This window comes from Nonomuraea sp. NPDC049158 (assembly GCF_040648335.1).
Lineage (GTDB): Bacteria > Actinomycetota > Actinomycetes > Streptosporangiales > Streptosporangiaceae > Nonomuraea.
Genome location: NZ_JBEZDM010000069.1, coordinates 1 through 22,548 on the forward strand (window position 1 = coordinate 1; position 22,548 = coordinate 22,548).

Sequence of the window (22,548 nt, forward strand, 5' to 3'; positions counted from 1 at the left end):
GTACGCGACCAGGACTCCTGGCGGTCGGGTGACACCCCGCTGCTGTTCAACGGCGCCAACAAGAAGCCCGCCTACGACGCGGTCCTCAACGCCCTCAACGCCGCCAACCCCGGCCCCACCCCCACCCCCACCCCGACTCCGACTCCGACGCCGCCCGGCGACAATGGTCAGATCAGGGGTGTGGCCTCCGGTCGCTGCCTGGACGTGCCCAACGCCACCACCACGGATGGCACCCAGGTGCAGTTGTGGGACTGCAACGGCCAGTCCAACCAGCAGTGGAGCTCGACCTCCGCGGGTGAGGTCAAGGTGTACGGCAACAAGTGCCTGGATGCCGCCGGCAGCGGGAACGGCGCGAAGGTACAGATCTACAGCTGCTGGGGCGGCGACAACCAGAAGTGGCGCGTCAACTCCGACGGGACCATCGTCGGCGTGCAGTCGGGGCTGTGCCTGGACGCCGTCGGCGCGGGCACCGGCAACGGCACCCAGATCCAGCTGTACTCCTGCTCGGGCGGCAACAACCAGAAGTGGACCTGGAACGGACGTTCCTGAAGCCGCGTCGGTAGGCCCATGGCTTCGCCGCAACCGGTGGCCGGTTGCGGCGAAGCGCGCGCGACGGTCTGCGAGCGTCGTCGGGTTCACACGCCCGTGATGGTCCATTGGTTGTTGGTGCTGTTGTTCGGCGTCCACATGGCCACGGTGGAGCCGGCTGTGCTGTTGCCCATGCCGTCGAGGGCCGTGCCGGTGCCGCGGTTGATGATCTGGTTGCGGCCGTTGCCCGTGCTGTTGAGGCGCCACTGCTGGTTGTTACCGCCGTCCCACGCCGCCTGCCTGGCGTTGGCTCCGTTGGCGGTGTTGCCGAAGCTGTCGGCGACCATGCCGTTGGCCCGGTTGACGATGCGGTACCACCCGCCGCCCAGGTCCACGAGCTGCCACTGCAGGTTGGTGCTGCCGTCCCAGTTCCACTGCTTGAGGTTCGCCCCGGAGGCGACATTCCCGCCACTGTCCAGCGCCAGGCCGGTGGTCGCGTTGGTGATCCGCACGTAGGTCGGCGGCGCGGGGCCGGACCCGGTCACGCGGTACGTACGACCGGCCTGGCCGGTCAATCTGATGACGTCGTCCTCGGGTTCGGTGACGCTGACGGTGTCGCCGGTCGTGGTGTCGACCACCTGGTAGGTCCCGGCGAAGATTCGGCCGCGCACGTTGACCGTCCCGTCACGGTCGAACCTGATGAGGATCTCGGTGGCCCCGCCGGAGCTCCAGGCCGCGTCCACGGTGTAGCCGCCGCGCCCCCGAAGGCCCTGGACCTTCCCGCTGGGCCAGGCCGCCGGCAGCGCCGGCAGCACGTGTAGCTCGCCGTTGTGGCTCTGCAGCAGCATCTCGGCGATGCCGGACGTCGCGCCGAAGTTGCCGTCGATCTGGAACGGTGGGTGCAGGTCGAACATGTTCGGCGCGAGCCGGGCCGTCGTCACGAGGGCGCGGATCAGGTCGTGCGCCCTCGTGCCCTCCTCCATCCGCGCCCAGTAGTTGATCTTCCACGCCAGCGACCAGCCCGTACCGTCGTCACCGCGCAGCTCGAGCGTCCGCCGTGCCGCCGTGTAGAGGGAGGGCGTGCCCCGTTTGGTGATCTGGTTGCTGGGGTGCAGGCCGTACAGGTGTGAGATGTGCCGGTGGTTCTGCTCGGTCTCGACCCAGTCGTATAGCCACTCCTGGATGTTGCCGCGCGAGCCCACCTTCATCGGCGCGAGCCGGTCCCGGGCGGCCAGGACCCGCGTACGGAAGTCGGCGTCGACGTTGAGCGCCTGGGCGGCCTGGGCACAGCCGTTGAACAGGTCACGCAGGATCTGGTTGTCCATCGTGGGTCCGGCGCAGATGCTGACGCCCGCGTGGTGGTTGAGTTCGGGGGAGTTCGACGGGTTCGTGACCAGGTAACCCAGGCTCGGCTCCTGCACGAGGGTCTCCAGGAAGAACTGCGCGGCCCCCTTCATGGCCGGGTAGTACTGCCGCAGGAAATCGAGGTCGCCGGTGAACAGGTAGTGATCCCAGATCATGGTGGCCAGCCACGCGCCGCCGGTCTGCCACATGCCCGCCGCGGCGAAGTCGACGACCGACGATGCCCGCCAGCCGTCGGTGTTGTGGTGGGTCACCCAGCCGCCGGCGTTGTACTGCACCCGGGCCGTGCGGGCGCCGCTGACCGTGAGGTCGTTGATCATCCTGAACACCGGCTCGTAGCACTCCGACAGGTTGGTCGTGTCGGTCGGCCAGTAGTTCATGGGCAGGTTGGCGTTGAGGGTGTACTTCGAATCCCAGGACGGGGTCAGGGAATCGTTCCAGATGCCCTGCAGGTTGGCGGGCTGGGTGCCGGGACGCGAGGAAGAGATCAGCAGGTAACGGCCGTACTGGAACAGCAGCGCCGAGAACTGCGGGTCGTTGCTGTTGGCGTGCTGCGCGATCCGGACGTCGGTCGGCTGGTCGGCCGCCGCGGTGCGGCCGAGGTCGAGCGTCGTGCGCCCGAACAGCCGCTGGTAGTCGGCGACGTGCCGGCCACGCAGGTCGTCGTAGGTCCGGCCGGCGGCGGCGTCGAGATGGCGCCGGGCGATGCCCTGGTAGTCGCCGCTGACGTCCTTGTAGTTCACGTAGCCGGAGCCGATGGAGATCAACACCGTCACGCTGTTGGCGGACCTTACCTGCAGTGTGCCGCCGGAGCTGCTGACACTGCCGCCTTCGGCGACGGCCCGGGCCAGTGCCAGGAACCTGACCTTGCCGGCCAGGCCCCGCTGGTCGCCGGAGACGCCGTCGAGCGCCGCCGTCGTGCCGTCCGGGCTGGAGCGTGTCGTCCGCTGCGGGCTGCCGAACGTCGCGGAGAACGTGATCGAGCCGGGCCTGTCGGCGGTCAGCCGGATGGCGATCACCTGGTCCGGCGCGCTCGCGAGCACCTCGCGCCGGTACCGCACGCCGTTCTGCAGGTACGTCACCGTCGTGGTGGCCGTGATGAGGTCCAGGAAACGGTTGTACTCCGAAACCCCGGCGGCGCTGCCGAAAGTGAGCCGTAGATCGCCCACGGGCTGGTAGGCCAGCTGAGCCGAAGGGTTGCCCAGCATGTTCTGGTCGACAAGGCTCTGGGCCTGGCTCCACTGGTTCTGGAAGACCAGCTGCCGGATCTGCCCCAGCGCCGCCGCACCCTTCGTGTTGCTCTGGTCATACGGCCCGCCGGCCCAGATGGTGTCCTCGTTGAGCTGCAGCCGCTCGGTGTCGACGTTGCCGAACACCATGGCGCCCAGGCGACCGTTTCCGATCGGAAGCGCACGCAGCCACTCCGTGCCGGCGCTCTTGTCGTACCAGAGCGCCAGGTCGTTCGCGGCGCGCACCTCCGGAGGCGCTACCGACCCGGCCCGGGCCGCGGCCGTCCATTGCGACGGCAACAGCGCGGCTCCGGCTCCAGCCGCGCCGAATCTCAGCACTTGTCTTCTCGATAAATCAGACATCTCGGTTCTCCATGCCCATGGGGGTTTCGCGGGCGGTCGGCCTCCGTTGGTCACGAGCACGAGCCCCGCACCGTGTACGTGCCTGCGTGCTCGTGGCCATCGCCGGGGCGATGACTCGTCCCGGCGATGGCGCGTGGTCAGCTGTCACGGGTCGTCAGACGCGGGTCCATTGCTGGTTGGTGGCGCCGGTGCAGGTCCAGATCTGCACCTTGGTGCCGTTGGCGGTGCCGTACCCGGACACGTCCAGGCACTTGTTCGCCCCCACCGCCGTGATGCTCCCGTCGGCGTTGAGGCGCCACTTCTGGTTGCTCTGCCCGTTGCAGTCCCAGATGATCACCGCGGTGCCGTCCGCCGTCCCGGCCCCGTTCACGTCCAGGCACTTGCCGCCGTAGACCCGCAGCTCACCGGAACCGGTGGACGCCCACTGCTGGTTGGACTGCCCGTTGCAGTCCCAGATCTGCGCCTGCGCGCCGCCTGCCTGCGAGGCTCCGCTGACGTCCAGGCACCGCCCCGACCCCACACCCTTGAACGCGCCTGTCGTCGGCGGATCAACCGTCGGTGTCGGTGTCGGCGTCGGATTCGGGTCGCTGCCTCCGAACTGCGCGAAGAAGTTCCACACCACTGGCCTGGTCCAGGACTTCTCGCCGGGCTCCAAGTCTCCGGGCTTCCCGTCCACGGGACCGGGAGTATGGCCGGCGTCGAACGCCGCCCATGCGACCGGATATCCGGCCCGGCACCCCGAATAGGTGGTGACGACGTGCGTAAGGCTGCCTTGCGCCGGCTCCGGCGGGTTCTGGGGGGTGCAGCCGTTGTTCCTGACGAACCTGTCACGTAGCGACCGGCCCGTGGAGATGTTGAGCACCGGATCCCTGAGGCCGTGCAGCCCGATGTACGCGATGGGCTCGTTGCCGCCGCTGCACCCGCTGAGCTGCCCGCCGGAGTAGACCGCCACGGCGCGGAAGACCGTCGCCCTGGTGCACGCGAGCGAGTAGCTCATGCCGCCGCCGTAGCTGAAGCCCATGGCGAAGCGCTGGGAGGTGTCCACACAGAGGTCCGCCTCGATCCGGCGGATCATGTCGTCGACGAAGGTGACGTCCTCACCGCCCGAGTTGGCCCAGCCGTTGTTGAAGCCCTGAGGCGCGACGAAGATCGCGGTGTTGTTCGACAATGCCCTGAGCCCGTAGTAGGACCAGGGATACCCACTGGTTCCGCCCCCGTCGACATCGTTTGCGGTGCCGCCATTCCAGTGGAATCCGAAGATCAACCGGTAGGGGGTGTTGTTGTTGTAGTTGTCTGGAATTCTCAGAATATAGCTACGATTCTTCCCGCTGGTGGTAATCGACTGCGTACCGCTTCTCAGCGTCGGGGTTTTGCCGCAGCCGGCGGTGCCCGCGAGGGCGCTCTGTTGTGCGAGAGGCGGGGGCGCGCTGTCGCCCAGCGCCGTATGCACCGTGGCCAGGGCGACGAGCAGTACAGCGGAAGCGATAGCGGTGAGGAGGTATCCAAGCCTCGACATCACACAATTTCCTTTCCCTTTTTTTGGGGGACAACGTAAAAGGGAAGCCACTTCTACCGCCTTTTCCGGAGGCGAGGGCGTCGGAGTGTTAGCGCTCACTCAACGCCGCCGTAATGGGATCTCCTTTCTTCCTGGCGGTTGGAGGCGATGGTGCAGCGGAGCAAATATGACCGTGACAAGGCCTGTCAAGGCTCGGCCTTCTCGACATTGAGGGCCTGCGTCTGAGATGACCCCGTCACTCTGGCGCCTGACCAGGAAAAGCGGCCATGGCCACCACCGGCGCGTCGCGATGAAACTTTCACGGCGGTCAATCGAATCGTTCCGCGCGCCCGGTCTCGCGGGGCGCTCCCGTGCTAACGCAGGAGCCGTACGGGATCGGCCGTTCCGCTGCGGCGGACGATCCAGGCCTCGGTGATGTGCTTGAACATCACCGAGGCGGCGCCCGCGGGATCGTGGGCGGCGATGCGTTCGTAGACGCGGCGGTGGCCGAGGTTCGACGCCACGCACAGGGCTCGCTCGGTCCGGCCCATATACCGGGCGGTGTTGATGACCTGGCTTTCCATCGCCCGTACGACGCCACGGGCGATGCGGTTTCCCGACGCCCGCATGATCGTGTCGTGGAAGGCGCGGTCGCTTTCGGCGTACGTGACCGGGTCGGCCACGAGCTCGTCCATCCGATCCACCAGTGCGCGCAGCTGCTCGATGGTGTCCGGCCCGGCCAGGCGGGCGGCGACGTTGGCCATGTCGGACTCCAGCACGCGCCGCGTGACGACGAGGTCGTCGAGGATCGTCAGGCTCTCGTCCGCGGCGATGGCCGCGGCGAGGACGAGCTCGTCGAGCATGTCCTACATCACCGGAGGCGTCCGGGTTCGCCGAAGGTTCGTGAGACCGGGTCAGCGGTAGCCGGCGGCGATGATGTTGGTCTGGACGGCGTTCTCGGTGGCGTCGGTGGGGTAGCCCGCGACCATGGCGCCCTCGTAGAAGGTGCCCGCGCTGAGGTTGGCGCCGCCGCCGGGCTTGCAGCAGTCGCCGCCGCTGCCCAGGATGATGGCCCCCTGCTTCTTCATCGGGTTGTAGCCGTTGGGCAGCGAGCCGTCGTACAGGGTGAACAGGCCGCCGGACTGGGCGTTGCCGCCCTTGATCGCGAACCGGGTCGTGCCGTTGTTCTTGAGCGCGGCGGTGACGAACCTGTTGGGGAACGCCCGCTGGTTGGGGTTCCACGACTGGCTGCCGCCGGGGTACAGACCCCATTCCAGGTCGGCCTGGACCCAGGGGCCGCCTCCGGAGCAGCCGCCGAACCAGCACTGGGTACTGAAGTTGATGGCGTCCATGGCGCCGGCGGCGTCGGCCTTCCTGGTCGTCTCGCTGTTGCCGTAGTCGAAGCAGCAGCCGCCGTTGACGTGGGTGCCGCTGGTCACCATGTACATGCCCTCGGGCGCGGTCCCTGTGGGGACGCCGGTCAGGTGGCCGTCACGCCAGTAGCTGTTGCCGGGATTGATGTAGAGCGAGTACGCCTTGCCGCCGCCGACGGTGAGCGACTCGGTGGTCGCGATCGCGGGCCTGCTCTGAGGGGAGCCGGGGACCACGCTGGATCCTTGGTACCACAGGTCGTTGCCCCGCCCGGACTGGTCGTACACGACGGTCAGCACGCACGTGGTGCCGGAGCAGAACGAGTCCTGGGCCGCGGCGTCGGCGACACCGCCCGCGGTCAGCACGCCGATGTTCCTGGTCGTGTTGTCGGAGCGCCTGACCTGGTACAGGTTGCCGTTGTAGGAGCCGTAGAGCGCCCGTGTCGTGCTGTGCGCGGCCACGCACGGCGTGCCGCCGGAGGCGTAGATGTCGCAGGGGCGCGCGCCGGGCGGCTGCGGGGTGGGGGTCGGCGTCGGGGTGGGCTCGGCTCCGGTGGTCCATTTCTGGTTGGTGCCGCCGTGGCATGTCCAGATGTACACCTTGGTGCCGTTGGCGGTGCCGTACCCGGAGACGTCCAGGCACTTGTTCGCGCCGACCGCGGTGATGGTGCCGTCGGCGTTGAGGCGCCATTTCTGGTTGTTCTGGCCGTTGCAGTCCCAGATGATCACGCTGGCGCCGTCCGCGGTGCCGGCGCCGTAAACGTCCAGGCACTTGGTGCCGTACACCCGCAGCTCACCCGCGGCGGTCGAGGTCCACTGCTGGTTGGCCTGGCCGTTGCAGTCCCAGATCTGCGCCTGCGCGCCGTTCGTCTGCGAGGCGCTGACATCCAGGCAACGCCCCGAGCCCACGCCCACCAGCGGCGTTGTCGCTGCCGAGGCCGGTACCGACCAGGTCAGGGCGGCGGCCAGGAGCGTTGCCAGCGCCGCCACCACAGCTGCGACGACGGCCGCCCGAGAACGCCTCACACGGCCCGATAAGGGAACGGATGAAGGCTGCATTGTCGTACTCCTTGGAGGTAGGGCGAGACGGAGACAGCCGCGCTCGGAGATCGGTGCGAATCGATTCGCCAACGTACTGATCAACGGAGGAGGGGGAGACGGCGGTGTACGGCGAAGCACATACGACGGGCGGACGGCCTGTCAAGGCTCGGTCCTGTCCGGCCGCCTGCCGGAACCCCTGCCCGGCGGCACTCATCGGCCACGCTCGTAGCCGGGCTCGATGAAACGTTCATCCGCCGTCGGCCCGGCTGATCAGGTCCCGTCAGTTCCCAGCAGGGCGAACCGGTTCGGAGGGCCGGATCACTGGGAGGAGAAGAGGCGCTGCTGGATCTCTCTCCGGTAGTCGTCGAGGGTGTTGTCGATGTGCGTGGCCGCGGCCTGGGCGGCCGCTTCCGGGTCGCCGGCGCGGATGGCCTGGTAGATGGCGTCGTGCTCCTCGACGGCCTTGGCGGCGTGCCCGCCCACCGAGCCGCGCAGCCCGATGAGGTTGGACTGCGCCTGCAGCCTGCGGGCCTCCCGCACCGCCACCTGGAGGAACATGTTGTGCGAGGCCGTGGCGATGGCGGTGTGAAAGGTGTCGTCGCCCTTGTTGAACAGGTCTTCTTGTCCGGTCTCGAAGCCGTGGCGGCACACGCCGGCCGCCTCCTCGATGGCCCTCAGCTCCGCGGGGGTGGCGCGGCGGGCGGCCAGCCTGCTGGTCTCCATCTCCTGCGCCCTGCGGAACTCGAACAGCATGTAGACGTGGTCGAGGTCGGTCGGGAGGAAGAAGGAGGCCCAGCGCCCGGTGCCGAACATCCCCTCGTCGTCGGCCACGTACAGGCCGCGGCCCTTCTGGGCGCGTACCCGGCCGAGCGCGGAGAGTATCTTCACGGCCTCGCGCACCACGGTGCGGCTGGTGCCCAGTTGCCGGGCCAGCTCGAGCTCGGTCGGCATGCGGTCGCCCGGGCGCAGGCCGAGCCGGACGATGTATTCGAGTACCTGCTCGGCAGCCACCTCGTAGCCCGGCCGGTATCCGCTCTCGCGCGGGGTGTCGGTCACCGTGCTTCCTCCTCGCCGTTCCCTGCAAAGTATGACTGATGTGGGTTCCTCCCAAGCTCAGGCGTACTGCCGATGAGTAGGACACATATGAACGGTTCATACGAGGACGATCGGCGCGGGTAACCGCGATGGGCGGCATTGCCGCTGGTAAAGAAGAAATGCGGCTAACCATGGCCATGCGCCAGGTGTGCAAAGGGTGAAATAAGCGGGCTTAAGGTCTTGACGGTTATCAATACTCACAACGTAATGAGAGGCGAGGACCCGCAGAAGGGTGTCACCTGCCTGAGCAGCAGGGCGTGACCTGGCCACACCCGTACCCCCCAAAGGAACAACTGTGCAGTCATCTTCGCCCGTCACGGCACTGAGACCGGCTCTGATCGGCATCGTCGCCGCAACGCTGGCCGCGGCGTTCGCCCTCATCGCCCCCGCCACCCCAGCCCTGGCGGCCACCACGACCCTGTACGCGTCACCCGCCGGCACCGGCACCGCTTGCACGTCCGCCCAGCCGTGCTCGCCGGCCGCGGCGCAGACGGCGATACGTTCGCTGAACGGCGCGATGTCCGGTGACATCGTCGTGGAACTGGCCGACGGGGTGTACCGGCTCTCCGCGCCGCTCCGGCTGGCCGCCGCCGATTCCGGGAACAACGGCTACTCCGTCAAATGGCAGGCCGCGGCGGGCGCCCATCCCGTCATCAGCGGAGCCAGGGCGGTCACCGGATGGACCGTGGCCGACTCGGGGAAGAACATCTGGCGCGCCGACGTCGGCACCGGGATCGACACCCGGCAGCTGTACGTCAACGGCGCCCTCGCCACGCGGGCGCGTACGGCCGTGAACCGGTCGGACTTCACCGCGAGCAGCATCGGCCTGAGGTTCGGCAACAGCGCGCTGAACTATCTGAACAACCTGGCCAACCAGAACCGGGTCGAGATGGAGAGCGTGGGCTCGTTCACGGACCGCTACGTGACGGTGCAGAGCATCAGCGGGAACTTCATCACGATGCGGCAGCCCGGCTGGAACAACAACACCTTCGGGTACGACACCTTCACGCAGCCGCACCGGGCGGGTCCGCTGTACCTGGAGAACGCCTACGAGTTCCTGGACGCACCGGGGGAGTGGTACATCAACCCCGGCACCGGCGTCCTGTACTACATCCCGGCTGCCGGGCAGAACATGAGCGATGTCAGCGTCGAGCTGCCGATTCTCCAGTCCCTGGTGAACGTCGGCGGCACCTACGACGCGCCCGCGCACCACATCGCCTTCAGCGGGATCACGTTCAGCGGGACGACCTGGCTCGGACCCAGCGGCGACCAGGGCTACGCGGACCAGCAGACCGGCGCCTACATCGCGGGCACCTGGAACTGGCCCGCCGACAGGCTGACCTCCTGCCAGGAGGGCTGCCAGCAGTTCGAGGCCGCGCGGCCGAACTGGTACCAGATGCCGGCAGCCGTACAGGTGTCCGCGGCCAACACCATCACCTTCACCGACTCCCGATTCGTCAACCTCGGTCAGACGGCCGTGGGCATCGGCAACGACGCCAACGCGCATGCCAGCGGTGTCGGCCTGGGCGCCGCCGACATCACGCTCACCCGGTCCGAGATCGCCCAGAGCTCGGCCGGCGGCATCGTGGTCGGCGGCGTGCGCGCCGACGCGCACCACCCCAGTGACCAGCGGATGGTCAACCGGAACATCACCGTCAGCGACAACCGCATCCACGACCTCGGCCTGGACCACCGGGGCATCGTCTCGGTCCTGACCACCTACGTCACCAACACCGACGTGTCACACAACGAGGTCTACAACCTGCCGTACACCGGTATGTCGATCGGCTACGGCTGGGGCGCCAACGAGCCCGGCGGCAGCAACCAGTACGCCAACCGCGGCCTGTACAACTACCAGCCGCGCTACACCACTCCCACCACCGCCTCCGGCAACAAGCTCATCGGCAACTACGTGCATGACGTCATGCGGCAGATGACCGATGGGGGCTGTATCTACACGCTGTCGTGGAACCCGAACGCGGTGATCAGCGGCAACCACTGCCTGCGGACCAACGGCTGGTTCGGGATCTACTTCGACGAGGGCTCCAAGTACTACACCGTCACCGGCAACGTGCTCTCGAACACCGGCACCTGGGCCACCGCCAACTACTGGGGCGGCGAGAACATGGGGAACTTCACCGTCACCGGCAACTGGTCGACCAACGGCAGCACCAACGTGACCAACGGCGACCGCGGCAACGTGGTGAACAACAATGTCACCGTCACCAACGGCGCCTGGCCCGCGGGCGCCCAGGCGGTGATGGCGTCCGCCGGTCCCCAGGGCCAGCCTTCGGGGAGCGCGAGTGCCTTCAAGGGTGTGGGGTCTGGGCGGTGCCTGGACGTCAGCGGAGCCTCGCAGGCAGGCGGCGCGCAGGCGCAGATCTGGGACTGCAACGGCCAGGCCAACCAGCAGTGGACCTCGACCGCCGCGGGTGAGCTGCGGGTGTACGGCGGCAAGTGCCTGGACGTGAACGGGGCCGGGACGGCGGACGGCACCGCGGTGATCGTCTGGGACTGCAACGGGCAGAACAACCAAAAGTGGCGCCTCAACGCAGACGGCACCATCACCGCGGTCGGCGCGAACAAGTGCCTGGACGTCAGCGGTACCGCCAACGGCACCAAGGCGCGCATCTGGACCTGCACCGGAGGCACCAACCAGAAGTGGGCGCGCGCCTGACACCGTCTGGCGACGCGCCCTCGGCGCCCCACTCTCGTGGACGAGAAAGCTTTCGCTCGAATCGATTCGATAGCAGAGGAACGCTCATGTCCCGACGTCCGTGGCTCACCTTGCTGACCACGATGGCGCTGATCATTCCCGGAGCGCTCGCGCTCGACGCCTCCCCGGCGAACGCCCTCGCCATTCCGGCGGCCGACTACCAGCAGGTGTCTCTCGCGTCGGGAGGTGCCGAGCTGGGTGAGGCGATGTCGCTGGCCGTCATGCCGAACCGGTCGGTGGTGCACACGGCGCGCGACGGCACGGTGCGCGTCACCGATGTCAACGGCAACACGAAGGTGGCCGGCCGGCTCAACGTCTACAGTCACGACGAGGAGGGCCTGCAGGGTGTGGCGGTGGACCCCGACTTCGCGTCCAACCGCTACATCTGGCTCTACTACTCGCCGCGGCTGAGCACGCCGAACGGTGACGCGCCGAGCAACGGCTCGCAGGCGCAGTTCGACCAGTGGAAGGGCGAGCTGTACGTGTCCCGGTTCATCCTCAAGCCGGACGACACTCTCGACATGGCCAGCGAGAAGGTGGTCCTGCGGGTCCAGAACGACCGCGGCCTGTGCTGTCACGTGGGCGGGGACCTCGACTTCGACGCTGCCGGAAACCTCTATCTGACCACCGGCGACGACAGCAACCCCTTCGAGTCGAGCGGCTATTCCCCGCTGGACGAGCGGAGCGACCGCAACCCGCAGTTCGACGCCCAGCGCTCGGCCGGCAACACCAACGACCTGCGCGGCAAGCTCCTGCGCATCAAGCCGCAGCCCGACGGCACCTACACGATTCCCAGCGGCAACCTGTTCCCGCCGGGGACGGCGAAGACCCGGCCGGAGATCTACGCGATGGGCTTCCGCAACCCGTTCAGGATGAGCGTGGACAAGGCGACCGGCATCGTCTACCTCGGCGACTACGGGCCGGACGCGGGTGTGACCAACTCCAACCGGGGGCCGAGCGGGCAGGTGGAGTTCGACCGCATCACCGGTCCGGGCAACTACGGATGGCCGTACTGCACGGGCACGAACACCACCAGCGAGACCTATAACGAATGGAACTTCGCCACCAACAGCACCGGTCCGAAGTACAACTGCGCGGGCGGCCCGACCAACAACTCCTTCCGTAACACCGGCCTGACCACGCTGCCTCCGGCGAAGCCGGCGTGGATCAGGTACGCGGGGGACGCCGGCAGCCCGCCGGAGTTCGGTTCCGGGTCGGAGTCGCCGATGGGTGGTCCGGTCTACCGTTACGACCCCAACGTGAACTCGGCCGTCAAGTTCCCCCAGGCGCTCGACGGGCGGTATTTCGCCGGTGAGTACGGCCGGCGCTGGATCAAGGCGATCGAGGTGAAGCCGGACGGCGCCTATGGGGAGATCTCGGCGTTCCCCTGGTCGGGGACGCAGGTGATGGACATGGCCTTCGGTCCTGACGGGGCCCTGTACGTCCTCGACTACGGCGACGGGAACAACAACCAGGCGCTGTATCGAATCGAGTACATCGGCAGCGCCAACCGCAATCCGATCGCCAAGGCGTCCGCCGACAAGACGTCTGGACCGGCTCCGCTGACGGTGGGCTTCTCCTCGGCGGGCAGCTCCGACCCGGAGGGTGGCGCGCTGACGTACTCGTGGAACTTCGGCGACGGCACCACCTCCACGGCGGCGAATCCGAGCAAGACCTACACCACGAACGGCGCCTACACGGCGACGCTCACGGTCCGGGACCCGCAGGGTCTCACCGGCACGGCGAATGTGATCGTGAACGTCGGCAACACCGCGCCGACGGTCATCCTCACCACCCCCGCCGCCGGGCAGCTGTTCTCCTTCGGTGACACGGTGCCCTTCCAGGTCACCGTCAGCGACCCGGAGGACGGCACGATCGACTGCACCGGGGTCACCGTCGCCTACTTCCTCGGCCACGACAGCCACCGCCACCAGATCACCTCCAAGACCGGCTGCTCGGGCTCCATCTCGGTGCCGGTGGACGGTGAGCATGACGCCGCGGCCAACATCTACGGCGTCTTCGTGGCCTCCTACACCGACAAGGGCGGTCTGACCTCCACCAGCGACCGTACGCTCCAGCCGCGGCACCGGCAGGCCGAGCACTTCGGCGTCCAGCAGGGCGTCCAGACGGCTGACCACGCCACCGCGGAAGGCGGCAAGACGGTCGGCTTCACCGACGACGGCGACTGGATCTCCTTCCAGCCGTACAACCTGGGCAACGCGACGAGGATCACCGCCCGGGTGTCCTCGGCCGGCGCGGGCGGCCGGATCGAGGTGCGCGCGGGCTCGGCGACGGGCACACTGCTGGGAACGGTGAACGTGGCGAGCACCGGAAGCTGGGACACCTTCACCGACGTCTCGGCGAACCTCAGCGGCGCGCCGGTCGGCACCACGACCCTCTATCTGGTCTTCCGCGGCCCGACCGGACAGGGCTACCTGTTCGACGTGGACGCCTTCACCCTCGACACCGGCACCCCGCCCTCGGGGAGCACGAGTGCCGTGAAGGGTGTGGAGTCTGGGCGGTGCCTGGATGTCAGCGCCTCGCCGGCCAATGGCGCGCAGGCGCAGCTGTGGGACTGTAACGGGCAGTCCAACCAGCAGTGGACCTCGACCGCCGTGGGTGAGCTGCGGGCCTCTGGCGGCAAGTGCCTGGATGTGAACGGGGCCGGGACGGCGGACGGTACCGCGGTGATCGTCTGGGATTGCAACGGGCAGAACAACCAGAAGTGGCGTCTCAACGCCGACGGGACCGTCACCGCGGTCGGCGCGAACAAGTGCCTGGACGTCGGCGGCACCGCCAACGGCACCAAGGCACGCATCTGGACCTGCACCGGAGGAACCAACCAGCGCTGGACCCGCGTCTGAAAGGACACCCATGCCGCGACCCCTCATCCCCGCCGCGCTCGGGCGCATCGCGGGGAGCGACCGAAAGACATCTGTGCTGCGACGCCTGTCAATGGCGGTGGTGGCGATCACCGCCGCCGCGACGGTGATCCCCGCGATCCCCGCCCAGGCCGCCGCCTTCAAGGTGCTGGTGTTCTCGAAGACAGCCGGATTCCGGCACGACTCGATCCCCAACGGGATCCAGGCCATCCGCGACTTAGGGGCCGCCGGCGACTTCGCCGTCGACGCCACCGAGGACGCGAACGCCTTCAGCACGGCCAACCTGGCCCAGTACAAGGCGGTGGTGTTCCTCAGCACCACCGGTGATGTGCTGAACGACAACCAGCAGGCCGCCTTCCAGGCGTACGTGGACGGCGGCGGCGGTTACCTGGGGGTGCATTCGGCCGCCGACACCGAGTACAACTGGGCGTACTACGGGCAGCTGATGGGGGCCTGGTTCAACAACCACCCGGCCATCCAGCAGGCCACCGTGCGGACCGAGGACCGGGCGCACGCCGCGACCGCCCACCTGGGGGCGACCTGGTCACGTACCGACGAGTGGTACAACTACCGCACCAACCCCCGCTCGAACGTCCGGGTGCTGCAGAGCCTGGACGAGGGCAGCTACAGCGGCGGCGGCATGGGCGATCACCCGATCACCTGGTGCCACCCCCAGTCCGCCGGCCGCGCCTTCTACACCGGCCTGGGCCACACCAAGGAGTCGTACGCCGATCCGAACTTCCGCACGCTGCTGCTCGGCGGGATCCGGTACGCGGCCAAGGCCACCAACGCCGACTGCCGCCCGGAGACCGGGTACACGACGTTGTACAACGGCTCGACGACAGGCTGGTCGCAGGCCGGGCCGGGGTCGTTCGCCAACAGCGACGCCACGCTGACCTCCCAGGGCGGCATGGGCATGCTGTGGTACGACGCCAAGGAGTTCCGCTCCTACTCCGTCAAGCTCGACTGGAAGATGACCGGCGACTCCAACTCCGGCGTCATCGTCGGTTTCCCGGCCACCAGTGACCCCGACGCGGCGCTCAACACCGGATATGAGGTGCAGATCGACGCGACCGACACCCCGGACAAGACGACCGGGGCGATCTACGGGTTCAAGTCCGCCGACGTCGCCGCCCGCGACGCGGCGCTGAACCCGCCGGGTCAGTGGAACACCTATGAGCTGCTGGTGGAGGGTGAGCGGCTGCAGGTGCTCCTGAACGGCGCCAAGATCAATGATTTCACCAACACCGATCCGGTCCGCTCGCTCCAGCAGGGCTACATCGGCATCCAGAACCACGGGTCCGGCGACGTGGTGTCGTTCCGCAACATCCGCGTCAAGGAACTGACCAGCACACCGGGCGGCTCGGGCGCCCTCAAGGGCGTGGGGTCTGGGCGGTGCCTGGATGTCAGCGCCTCGCCGGCCAATGGCGCGCAGGCGCAGCTGTGGGACTGTAACGGGCAGTCCAACCAGCAGTGGACCTCGACCGCCGTGGGTGAGCTGCGGGCCTCTGGCGGCAAGTGCCTGGATGTGAACGGGGCCGGGACGGCGGACGGTACCGCGGTGATCGTCTGGGATTGCAACGGGCAGAACAACCAGAAGTGGCGTCTCAACGCCGACGGGACCGTCACCGCGGTCGGGGCGAACAAGTGCCTGGACGTCGGCGGCACCGCCAACGGCACCAAGGCACGCATCTGGACCTGCACCGGGGGAACCAACCAGCGCTGGACCCGCGGCTGAGGCCGATGGGGCGGCCCGGGGTGTCCGCGGTCAGCGGCTTCCCCGGGCCAGGCCGGCCAGGAGGTCCTTGACCTCGGTCGCCTCGTAGGAGTCACGGTCGAACGGGCCGATGATCAGCGGGCCGTCGTCGGGGAGGTCGGGCAGCCGGCCGTGACTGCCCCGCACGGGCGCCGGGTCGAGCGGCACCACCCGCATCGTGTACCGGAAGCCCAGTTTCTTCCTGGCCAGCGCCGCCGCCGCGCGGAGCTTGACGAACGGATCACTCGGGTCCATGAACAGCTCGGCGGGGTCGTAGCCGGGTTTGCGGTGGATGTCCACGAGCCTGGCGAAATCCGGGGCGCGGTCGTCGGAGAGCCAGTAATAGTAGGTGAACCAGGCGTCGGGTTCCGCCACCGCGACGAGCTCGCCGGCGCGTTCGTGGTCGAGCCCGTACTTCGCCTTCCCCGCGTGGTCGAGCACCTCGTCCACGCCGGGCAACTCGGCGATGACGGCGCGGGTGCGGTCGAGGTCGGCGGGGTCGCGCACATAGACGTGGGCCACCTGATGGTCGGCGACGGCGAAGGCCCGGGACGTCCACGGGTCGAGGTACTCCATCCCGGCCTGGGTGTGGACCTCCAGAAGACCCGCGGTGCGCAGCGCCCGGTTGATGTCCACCGGGCTGGACGCCGGGGTGATGCCGTACTCCGAGAGCACGACCACCTCGGCGTTCTCGGCGAGGAGCGGAGCCAGCGCGGCGTCGACCGCGCGGGCCGCGGCCACCGCCTCGGGGCCGGCGGGGCCGTACCGCTGGAGGTCGTAGTCGAGGTGAGGCACGTAGACCAGCAGCAGATCGGGCCGTTCGCGGGCCAGGATGCGGCGGGCGGCGGCGATGATCCATTCGGAGGAGGCGATCCCCGCGTTGGGGCCCCAGTAGGTGAACAGGGGGAACGGCCCCAGCGCGGCCTCGAGGTCGTCGTGGAGCGAGGGCGGGCGGGTGTAGCAGTCGGGCGACTTGCGGCCGTCGGCGTGGTAGACGGGCCGCGGGGTGACGAGCAGGTCGGCCGGCGCGCCCATCGCGTACCACCAGCAGACGTTGGCGGTGCGCAGGCCGGGCGCGGCGGTCCACAGCTGGTCGCCCTGGATGAGGGCGTTGTGCTGGCGCCACAGCAGCACCTCGCCGAGATCCCGGAAGTACCACCCGTTGCCGACGATGCCGTGGTCGCGGGGCATCGAACCGGTCAGCAGAGTGGCCTGCATCGAGCAGGTGACGGCCGGGAGCACGGGCCGCAGCGCGGCCGCCGCGCCCGCCTTCGCCACGTTCGGCATGTGCGCGAGCAGGCGCGGGGTCAGCCCGACGACATTGATCACGATCAGCGGTGCCATCACGTCTCCTTCAGCCCGAGGGCGGCGAGCCGTTCCCGCATCCAGCCGAGCTCGGCGGCGATGCCTTCCGCGACGTCGGCCGGCGCGCCGGGAAGCACGTTCCACGTGTAGGTCTCCACCTCGACGTGCCTGGTCAGCGGCCGTTCTCCGCCGAGGAGCACGTTCAGCAGGTCACGCAGGTAGGGGGCGCTGGTGGCGAGTGGAGGGGGCGGCGCGTCGTGCAGCGGGACGTGGAAGTGCACGCGCCAGGTCTCGTCCGAGGGCAGGCCGCCGGACAGGGCCTCGCCCAGGTCGTCGGCGTATCCGGTGGCGGAGCGCGTCTGGTGGAGGAAGCGGGCCTCGTCGAACGCGGCCAGCGCCTGCTGTGCTCCCGGTGGGGCCACCAAGGCGCACGACGCCTGGAGCTTCACGATGGGCAGCCCGGTGCGGGCGCCCGCGCCGGGTTCCTCGAAGCCCACGGCCATGTGGCAGGCGTCCAGGCAGAGGCCGAGGTGGTCATGATCCACGTCCCTCAGCAGGGCGGTCGCCTGGGGCGTCGTCTCGACGATGCAACCGGGTTCCGGCTCGAAGCCCAGCCGGATCACCTTGCCGGTACGGCCGGCCAGCGCGCGCAGGCCCTGGGCGACCGCGTCGAGATTGGCCGTGACCACCGCCGCTTTCTCTCTCGTCCACCCGGTCCGCCAGGCGAGGGGAAGGGTCGAGATCGTGCCCTCGGTGACGTCGTCCGGCAGCAGCGCGGCGAGGATCTCGGCGAGCCCGAGCGTGTAGCGCAGCCGCTCCGCGTCGGCCCAGTCGGGGGTGTAGACGCGGTACTTCACGATCTCGTCGTGGAAGCCGCGGTAGGGGAACCCGTTGAGGGTCACGACCTCCAGCCCGAGCGCGGTCAGCCGCTCGCCCAGCCCGGCGAGTTCCCCGGGCCGGGCGAGGAGGTCCGCGGCGGCGTGCTGGGACAGCCACAGCCCGAGCCCGAGCCGTTCGACGCCGAGCAGGCGCCTGACCCGCGCGGCGACGCCGGACAGCTGACCGTGGATGCCGGGGAGATCCTCGGCGGCGTGGACGTTGGTGCAATAGGACAGGTGCACCGTCGAGCCGTCCGGATGACGCAGCCGCATGGTCACCCCCGCTTGATCGTGTTGCCGGCGTGGTCGGGGCCGGCTTCCGAGCCGGTCTCGAGGTCGAGGCGGCCGCTCTGCCCGTAGAAGGCGACCGGGTTGCGCCACAGCACCCGATCCACGTCGTCCTCGCCGAAGCCGGCCGCGAGCATGACGTCGGCCACCTCGCGCGTCTTGAGCGGGTCGCTCCGTCCCCAGTCGGCGGCCGAGTTCACCAGAATCCTGTCCGTGCCGTACTCCTTGAGCAGGGCCACCATCCGGTCCGGGTCCATCTTGGTGTCGGGGTAGATCGAGAACCCCATCCAGCAGCCCGCGTCCGCGACCATGCCGACGGTCATCTCGTTGAGGTGGTCGATGAGCACCCGTTCTGGGGGTATCCCGGCGTCCCGTACCACGTGGAGGCTCCGGCGGGTGCCCGCGGCCTTGTCCCGATGCGGGGTGTGCACGAGCACCGGGAGATCGTTCTCCTGCGCCAGGGCGAGCTGGGCCTCGAAGGCCCGTTCCTCCTCCGCCGTCATCGAGTCGTAGCCGATCTCGCCGACCGCGACGACGGAGTCCTTCAGCAGGTATCGCGGCAGCTCGGCCAGCACCCCCGCGCACCGCTGATCGTTGGCCTCCTTCGGGTTGAGCGCGAGCGCGCAGTGGTGGTGGATGCCGTACTGCGCGGCGCGGTACGGCTCCCAGCCGAGCAGCGCGTCGAAGTAGTCGAGGAAGCTGCCCACGTTGGTACGGGGCTGCCCCAGCCAGAAGGCGGGTTCGACGACGGCCCGGACTCCCGCGGCGTGCATGCGCTGGTAGTCGTCGGTGGTCCGGGAGGTCATGTGGATGTGGGGGTCGAAGATGCGCATTCAGCTCCTGTCCAGGACGTCGCTCGGGACGGGCCGACCGGCCGCCCGCAGCTCCGCCGCGTAGTCCGACAGCATCCGGGCCAGTTCGGCGTCGAAGCGGCGGTCCAGCTCGGCCACCGCCGCCAGCGGGATCGACATGAAGACGCACTTGAGCACCCCCTGCCGGAAGGAGTGGTCGTCCAGCCACGCCGAGCCGTACGGGCCGAGGGCCGCGGCGACCAGTCGCGCGTCATTGGTGCGCAGCGCGTCCTCCACCAGCCCGACCGCCGTCCCTCCCAGGTCGAGCTCGTGCAGAGCGGTCAGGATCGCCAGTCGCTCGCCGCTGTCGCCGGCCTCGTACAGGCCGCGGATCACCGCGTGGTCGCCGTGCAGCGCGCCGAGCAGCGCGCGCCGGGCGCCAGGGCCGCCCCGCCGTTCGGCCTGCGGGAAGAGCCGGTGGATCGCGTACGGGTCAGCCTCGACCTGCCGGACGGCCTGTGCCGGCCACTCCTGTGCCGGCTCGTTCATGTGCCCTCCTCAAGAAGTCGATCGAGCGGCGGGCGACCTGCGGGGCCGCATGGCTGTGCCGGGCCAGCTCCACTGCCACCAGACCCGAGTAGCCGCCCAGAGCGGCGAGCACCGGCACGAAGTCGATCTCACCCTCGCCGAATTCCAGGTGCTCGTGGACTCCCCGGCGCATGTCCTCGATCTGCACGTGCACGGTGTACGGCAGCGCCCGGCGAACACAGGTGTCCAGGTCCGCCCGCTCCACGCAGTGGCAGTGCCCGATGTCGAGGGTGAGACCGAACCGGGTAGGGGCGCCGAGCATCGTACGCAGCCGCTCGAACCCGTCCAGGTCGGCGACGAGCATCCCGGGTTCGGGTTCGAATCCCAGCGTGACCCCCAACTGGTCGGCCTCGTCGAGCAGTCGTGCGCACTGGCGAACCAGCCGCGTGTACGCCTCCGCCTCCGGCATGCCGTCGGGCCGGACCCCGCTCCACAGGTGCATCACGGGGGCGCCCAGGTCGGCGGCGACCCGCATCGCCGTGGCCAGGAACTCCACTCTGCGCTCGGCGTCGTCGCCGATGAGGGTCGGATGGTGTTTGCGCAGGGGATCGAGGGTGTAACGCCCGCCCGTCTCGACGACGGCATCGAGGCCCAGGCGTTCGAGGAGCCCGGCGATTCGCGACACCTCCGCGGCCAGGCCGGGGGAGTGGGGGTCGAGATGACCGTGGTCGAGCGTGATCGCCGCACCGGTGTACCCCAGATCGGCCAGGACCGCCAGCGCCTCGGGGAGCCGGTGGCCGGCGAAGCCGTTGGTGCAGTAGGCCCAGTTCACGATGTCGCCACCCGGGATGAGAGCCACCTTCCCAGGGGCAGCGAGCACAGCAGCGCGCTTGCCGTCGTGAACCGTCCGCCACCGGCGACCGCCGCCGCCTGGAGCGGGATCAGGCCGAGGAGGCTCAGGCGGACGGCCTGCCGTACGTTCTCGGGGTCGGGACGGGCCCGTAACCCGGCCTGGACCGGAAGGGTGGAGGCGAGATAGCCGGCGATGAGGACGCCGGCTCCGGCCCGGGCGGCGGCTCCGTTGCGCACACAGGAGGCCGCCGCGAGCCCGGCCGCCACGGTGCTGGCCACGAGCGCGCGCTCGGCCGTCCCGGGTGCCGCCCCCGCCACCTCGGCCCGGCCCAGGACGCTGATCCCGTAGGTGTGCGCGCCTATCGCCAGCGCCGCCGGCACGGCGGCCCCGGCCCGCTCGCCGGCGCCCAGCAGCACGTCCAGCACACGGCAGGCCGCCATCGACGCCGGTCCCGCCGCCGTCCGTTTGAGGCCCAGGTCGTAGGCCCACACCGCGCCGGCCAGCAGACCGGCGACGGTGAGAGCGCGCCGGCCGCCGGCGACGGCGGCGGTGGCCAGGCCCGCGCAGGTCAGGGCGGCCGCGAGCCCGAGCGCGGCGCCCGGGCGGACCCGGCCTGACGGGATCGGGCGCTCAGGACGCTCGACGGCGTCCGTTTCACGGTCCGCCCAGTCGTTGAGCGCCATTCCCGACCAGTACATGAGCACCGACGCCAAGGCCAGGCCTGCTGCCGGACGCCGGCCGGCAGCGGCGGCCCCCGCCATGGTGTCCCCCGGCACCGACAGTGCGGCCGGTGCGCGGACCAGCTCGAGCAGCGCCCTCATGACAGCTCCTCGGCGAAGGCGCGCAGCCGGGCGTACTGGGCGGCCAGGGCGTGCTCGTCCGTCCCCAGCGGGCTCTTGAAGAAGTAGCCGAGCTCGGGCAGGACGCCGTGCCGCCCTTTCTCGTGCGCACGGGCGACCAGCCGGGCCAGGTCCAGGACGAGCGGAGCGGCCAGCGCCGAATCGCAGCCCTGCCAGGTGAACTGCAGCGTCATCCGCACGCCCAGAAAGCCGTCGAAGCTCACGTGATCCCAGGCGGTCTTCCATTCTCCGAGATCCGGGACGTAGTCGATGTGCGTCTCACCCTCGACGGGTTCCCGCAGGACCTTCGCGACAACCTGGTCCTTGGAGAGCTGCTTGCTGGACCTGGCGGCCGGATCGGCGAGTGTCGCCCCGTCGCCGCCGCCGAGCAGGTTGAGCCCGGACCAGGAGCGGATCCGCAGTGCCCGGTCGGCGAACATGGGTGCCAGGGCGCTCTTGACCAGGGTCTCGCCGGTCTTGCCGTCGCGTCCCGCGTACGGCACGCCCCGCCGGGCGGCGAGTTCCGCCAGGGCGGGCAGGGTCGGCCCGGTGGAGGGGGTGAACTCCACATAGCCGCACCCGGCGTGGAAGGCCGCATAGGCGTACAGCGAACTCGGCGGCAGGACGTCGTCCTCCGCCGCGAGCCGCTCCTCGAGATCGGCCAGCCTCTCGAACTCCGGGCGCGAATCCACCGGGGGCTCGGTCGACGACACGTTGACGACGACCACCCGGGCCAGCCCCTGCCGGGCCCGGAAGCCGGCGATGTCGTCGATCAGCCGGGTCGCGGCCCGGCCGCCGTCGCCGGGGACGTAACCCGGCCGGATCTCGGCGTCGGCGGCGTCCAGATCGGACGCGAGCAGCCCAGGGAGGTCCGGTGAGATGACCCCCGCTCTGCCCAGCTGTTCGGCGCGCTTGCGCAAGGAGATCTCGGTGATGTCATGGCCGCCGAAGGCCAGACCGGTCAGCGGAACCAGGTGCCTGGGAAAGCCGGGGGACTCGCTCACGCATCCTTGCGGGGTCGCTGCTCCTGCCCTGATGGCCGCCGCGCCCACGATGGCAGTGGTCGCCACGGATCCCCGTGCCCCGATAAGCCACACACCGAGCTTGTCCATGAAAGCTCCATCGTGTCGGGCCTAGCCCCTGGATGCGGAAGGCATCCGGTATGTAAGTATCTGCGATGGTATGAGGTATTTTTATCGACGGTCAAGCATAAGCAGGCTTATCGCTGA

16 protein-coding genes are annotated in these 22,548 nt (G+C 69.3%); 4 read left to right on the forward strand and 12 right to left on the reverse strand.

The features are described from left to right. Positions 1-549, forward strand: a 549-nt coding sequence (locus AB0B61_RS56315; protein ID WP_358450331.1) for a ricin-type beta-trefoil lectin domain protein, incomplete at its 5' end; no start/stop codon positions are given. Between the two features lie 86 nt (positions 550-635). Here the strand turns inward: AB0B61_RS56315 and AB0B61_RS56320 are convergent. The 5 genes from AB0B61_RS56320 to AB0B61_RS56340 form a co-directional block, all read right to left on the reverse strand. After that, the gene (locus AB0B61_RS56320) at positions 636-3,458 is read right to left on the reverse strand and encodes a glycoside hydrolase N-terminal domain-containing protein (RefSeq protein ID WP_358450333.1); all 2,823 of its coding nucleotides are present in this window, start codon (positions 3,456-3,458) and stop codon (positions 636-638) included. A gap of 178 nt (positions 3,459-3,636) precedes the next feature. Further along, the gene (locus tag AB0B61_RS56325) at positions 3,637-4,998 is read right to left on the reverse strand and encodes a ricin-type beta-trefoil lectin domain protein (RefSeq protein WP_358450335.1); all 1,362 of its coding nucleotides are present in this window, start codon (positions 4,996-4,998) and stop codon (positions 3,637-3,639) included. Between the two features lie 353 nt (positions 4,999-5,351). Beyond that, a complete protein-coding gene (locus tag AB0B61_RS56330) occupies positions 5,352-5,840 on the reverse strand; it encodes an FCD domain-containing protein (protein ID WP_358450337.1) in 489 nt (162 codons plus the stop codon). Between the two features lie 51 nt (positions 5,841-5,891). After that, positions 5,892-7,373 carry a lectin gene (locus tag AB0B61_RS56335; RefSeq protein ID WP_358450339.1) on the reverse strand — a complete coding sequence of 494 codons (1,482 nt, stop codon included), beginning with the start codon at positions 7,371-7,373 and terminating at the stop codon, positions 5,892-5,894. Between the two features lie 333 nt (positions 7,374-7,706). Beyond that, positions 7,707-8,444 carry a FadR/GntR family transcriptional regulator gene (locus AB0B61_RS56340; RefSeq protein ID WP_358450341.1) on the reverse strand — a complete coding sequence of 246 codons (738 nt, stop codon included), beginning with the start codon at positions 8,442-8,444 and terminating at the stop codon, positions 7,707-7,709. A 334-nt stretch (positions 8,445-8,778) separates the two neighbouring features. Between AB0B61_RS56340 and AB0B61_RS56345 the strand changes: the two genes are divergently transcribed. The 3 genes from AB0B61_RS56345 (at position 8,779) to AB0B61_RS56355 (ending at position 15,819) form a co-directional block, all read left to right on the forward strand. Further along, on the forward strand, positions 8,779-11,160 hold the full coding sequence (locus AB0B61_RS56345) for an RICIN domain-containing protein (RefSeq protein ID WP_358450343.1): 2,382 nt from the start codon (positions 8,779-8,781) through the stop codon (positions 11,158-11,160). Between the two features lie 86 nt (positions 11,161-11,246). After that, entirely contained in the window at positions 11,247-14,063 is a 2,817-nt protein-coding gene (locus AB0B61_RS56350; protein WP_358450345.1) for a carbohydrate-binding protein, read from the forward strand. 10 nt (positions 14,064-14,073) lie between these two features. After that, positions 14,074-15,819 carry a ThuA domain-containing protein gene (locus AB0B61_RS56355; protein WP_358450347.1) on the forward strand — a complete coding sequence of 582 codons (1,746 nt, stop codon included), beginning with the start codon at positions 14,074-14,076 and terminating at the stop codon, positions 15,817-15,819. A gap of 30 nt (positions 15,820-15,849) precedes the next feature. On the opposite strand, the gene AB0B61_RS56360 is transcribed toward AB0B61_RS56355, so the two are convergent. The 7 genes from AB0B61_RS56360 to AB0B61_RS56390 are packed head-to-tail and all read right to left on the reverse strand — an operon-like array spanning position 15,850 to position 22,431. Continuing rightward, positions 15,850-17,181 carry a nucleotide pyrophosphatase/phosphodiesterase family protein gene (locus tag AB0B61_RS56360; RefSeq protein WP_358450349.1) on the reverse strand — a complete coding sequence of 444 codons (1,332 nt, stop codon included), beginning with the start codon at positions 17,179-17,181 and terminating at the stop codon, positions 15,850-15,852. Further along, positions 17,181-18,293 carry a metabolite traffic protein EboE gene (eboE, locus tag AB0B61_RS56365; RefSeq protein WP_358450351.1) on the reverse strand — a complete coding sequence of 371 codons (1,113 nt, stop codon included), beginning with the start codon at positions 18,291-18,293 and terminating at the stop codon, positions 17,181-17,183. Before eboE ends, AB0B61_RS56360 begins: the two co-directional genes overlap by 1 nt. A 2-nt stretch (positions 18,294-18,295) precedes the next feature. Further along, positions 18,296-19,141: a TatD family hydrolase gene (locus AB0B61_RS56370; RefSeq protein WP_358450353.1), complete on the reverse strand. Its 846-nt coding sequence runs from the start codon at positions 19,139-19,141 to the stop codon at positions 18,296-18,298. Further along, positions 19,142-19,648 (reverse strand): EboA domain-containing protein, encoded by a 507-nt coding sequence (locus AB0B61_RS56375; protein WP_358450355.1) that lies wholly within the window; start codon positions 19,646-19,648, stop codon positions 19,142-19,144. Beyond that, positions 19,593-20,486 carry a sugar phosphate isomerase/epimerase family protein gene (locus tag AB0B61_RS56380; RefSeq protein WP_358450357.1) on the reverse strand — a complete coding sequence of 298 codons (894 nt, stop codon included), beginning with the start codon at positions 20,484-20,486 and terminating at the stop codon, positions 19,593-19,595. The genes AB0B61_RS56375 and AB0B61_RS56380 overlap by 56 nt, the downstream gene beginning before the upstream one ends. Further along, a complete protein-coding gene (locus AB0B61_RS56385) occupies positions 20,456-21,301 on the reverse strand; it encodes an SCO3242 family prenyltransferase (RefSeq protein ID WP_358450359.1) in 846 nt (281 codons plus the stop codon). Before AB0B61_RS56385 ends, AB0B61_RS56380 begins: the two co-directional genes overlap by 31 nt. After that, positions 21,298-22,431, reverse strand: a complete 1,134-nt coding sequence (locus AB0B61_RS56390; RefSeq protein WP_358450361.1) for an inositol-3-phosphate synthase — start codon at positions 22,429-22,431, stop codon at positions 21,298-21,300. Before AB0B61_RS56390 ends, AB0B61_RS56385 begins: the two co-directional genes overlap by 4 nt. Between the last annotated feature and the right edge of the window lie 117 nt (positions 22,432-22,548).